At 36.4% G+C, this 2,667-nt stretch carries 4 protein-coding genes; all 4 read left to right on the top strand.

Annotation, left to right across the window (positions count from 1 at the left end):
• Positions 1-54: 54 nt before the first annotated feature.
• The 4 genes from ZA05_RS00490 to ZA05_RS00475 all read left to right on the top strand — a co-directional run bounded on the left by ZA05_RS00490 (position 55) and on the right by ZA05_RS00475 (position 2,628).
• Positions 55-513 (top strand): helix-turn-helix domain-containing protein, encoded by a 459-nt coding sequence (locus tag ZA05_RS00490; RefSeq protein ID WP_053989908.1) that lies wholly within the window; start codon positions 55-57, stop codon positions 511-513.
• Positions 459-1,307 carry an IS3 family transposase gene (locus ZA05_RS18115; RefSeq protein WP_231632369.1) on the top strand — a complete coding sequence of 283 codons (849 nt, stop codon included), beginning with the start codon at positions 459-461 and terminating at the stop codon, positions 1,305-1,307. Before ZA05_RS00490 ends, ZA05_RS18115 begins: the two co-directional genes overlap by 55 nt.
• A 98-nt stretch (positions 1,308-1,405) precedes the next feature.
• The gene (locus ZA05_RS00480) at positions 1,406-1,777 is read left to right on the top strand and encodes a transposase (RefSeq protein ID WP_053989906.1); all 372 of its coding nucleotides are present in this window, start codon (positions 1,406-1,408) and stop codon (positions 1,775-1,777) included.
• A complete protein-coding gene (locus tag ZA05_RS00475; RefSeq protein WP_157514472.1) occupies positions 1,690-2,628 on the top strand; it encodes an IS3 family transposase in 939 nt (312 codons plus the stop codon). The genes ZA05_RS00480 and ZA05_RS00475 overlap by 88 nt, the downstream gene beginning before the upstream one ends.
• The last annotated feature ends 39 nt before the right edge of the window (positions 2,629-2,667 follow it).

Genomic DNA, 2,667 nt, shown 5'->3' with positions numbered 1-2,667 from the left:
TGAATTTTCCTGAAATAGGTTGACTAAAAATTGAACAAACAATTACAGTCACTTATGAAACACGAAAAACAACACTGGCGAAAAAAAAGCTACCAAAAAGTCAATCTAGAGACCAAACTTCTGGTCGTTGACCAAATCCTTAGCGGACAGCTATCCAACAACCAAGCTTCCAAAAAATATGAGGTTCCCAGAACCACCATAGCCTATTGGTTAAGAAAATACAGTACCTTAGTGCAACGAAACACTGGTATGAGCAAAAACGACGAAATTAAAAAGCTGAAAGAGCGTATTGAAGAACTGGAGTTCCAAAAGGACTTCCAACAGGACATTATCGCTGATATGGAACTTATTACAGGTGTCGACATGTCAAAAAAGTCATTACCCAAAACATTGGCAAAAGAGATAGAGAAAAAGAAAAAAGACCGTTTAAAAGAAAATGGCTCTATGGATGTTTTGGGATATCTAAGCAAGCCTTCTACAAAAGACTCAAAACACAACAAAAACAAGAAATAGACCAACAAAAACTAATTTCTTTAGTTAAGGGTTACCGTAAAAAAGTAGGCTCTAAAACTGGTGGAATCAAGCTCTACAGTGAACTGAAACAAGATTTTATAAATGCCAATATTAAGATTGGAAGGAATAAATTCTACAGGTTTCTAAAGCTCAACAGCCTACTTGTGCCTAAAGCCAAAAATTACATCACCACAACAAACTCAAACCACATGTTCAAAAAATATAAAAACCTTGTTAAGGACCACGTCCCCACCCGACCGGAACAGCTCTGGGTAAGCGACATAACATACATTAAAACCGAAAACGGACACAACTACCTAGCATTGGTAACCGATGCCTATTCCAAGCAAATTATGGGATATAAACTAGACAGCCATATGAGAACATCTCTTTGCAAAGATGCACTCGCTATGGCCATTAAAAACAGAAAATATCCCAACCAAAAGCTCATCCACCATTCCGACAGAGGGTTCCAGTACTGCAATCCCAAATACTCGCAGTTTGCTGAACAAAACGGCATTACCATGAGTATGACAGAGCAATACGATCCTTATGAAAACGCCGTTGCAGAACGTATTAACAGAACCCTAAAACATGAATATGGGCTAAAACAAACCATTAAAAACACGGAACTAGCGCAAAAAATGACACAGCAAGCAGTCTATATTTACAACAACCTAAGAACTCATTTCAGCCTGGATCTGAGAAAACCTGCCGAAGTACATCTCAATCCCAACATCAACTACAAATCGTATCGAAAAAATAATGTAATTTTAAATCCACTAACGATTTGAAAACATCGTTTTGAACAACCGAAAATCAACCAAAAAAAGGTCAACCTATTTCAGTACAATACACCGTCCGGAAATAAGGCTACATAATTTTAATAATTATGTACAAAAATGACAAAGTAATTAGACGCTACAGCGAATCGTTTAAATTGAAAATTTTAGACGAACTTACCACCGGAAAACTCAACAAGAATCAATTAGGAAAACTTTACGGAATAAACCCTACAACCATTAACGAATGGATCAGGAAATATGAGCGTAAAGACTTAATGAACACACGTGTTAAAGTGGAAACAAAAGACGAAATAACTAGAATCAAAGAGCTACAAAAGGAAATTGAACAGCTAAAAAAACTACTGCTCAAAAAGGATCTTGATGCAATGGTATTGGACTCTTATCTAGAAGTGGCTGCAGAGAAACTGGGCTACAAAAGCGTGATAGAACTCAAAAAAAAACTAAATACCAAGCCTTAATCAGAGCTAAAACAAAGAGTGAAGGATTTGCTTCGTTAACTACTGTTTGTGCCTGTTTCGGACTCAAAAGAGATGCGTATTATAAATACCATACCAGAGAGACAGAACGTCTGAAACTAGAAAAACGGATCATAGAAATTGTAAAAAAACGTCGCAAATCCTTACCTAGAGAAGGGGTTCGGAAAATGATTAAATCATTGGATGTAGAGTTTACCAAAGCCAATATCAAAGTGGGAAGAGATACGCTTTTAAATGTACTTAGAGCCAATAATATGCTCACCTTAAGGAAAAAATACAGTGCAAAAACCACCAATTCCTTGCACAGGTTCCGTAAGTACAAGAACATTGCTAAAGATGTAATTGTAACAAGACCTAACCAGGTTTGGGTAAGTGATATCACCTACATTAGAACCTTGAAAGGATTTTGTTATCTAGCTTTGATTACTGATGCCTATTCAAGGAAGATAGTCGGTTATGATCTTAGTGATAGCTTGGAACTAAGCGGTTGTGTTAGGGCTTTAAATAAGGCGTTATATCAAGCTAAGGACATTGATGGACTCATACATCACTCTGATAGAGGAATACAATATTGCAGCAATGTATACACCCAGATACTTAAGAGAAAAAACATCGGTATAAGTATGACAGAAGAAAACCATTGCTACGAAAACGCTATGGCTGAGCGTGTAAACGGTATCCTAAAAGATGAGTTCTATCTCGATCAAACCTTTATGGATACAGCCCACGCAAAGAGAGCTACAAAAAATGCCATTAAATTATATAACGAAGTAAGATTACACTTATCTTTAGATTTTAAAACACCTAATATGGTATACAAATTAACCGCTTAAAACTATGTTTAACCTGTAGCCATATTTCAGGACGAGACA

Origin of the sequence: Mangrovimonas sp. TPBH4, from assembly GCF_001280505.1 — a bacterium.
Taxonomy (GTDB): Bacteria; Bacteroidota; Bacteroidia; order Flavobacteriales; family Flavobacteriaceae; genus Mangrovimonas_A.
This window is presented reverse-complemented; position numbering and strand designations above follow the sequence as displayed.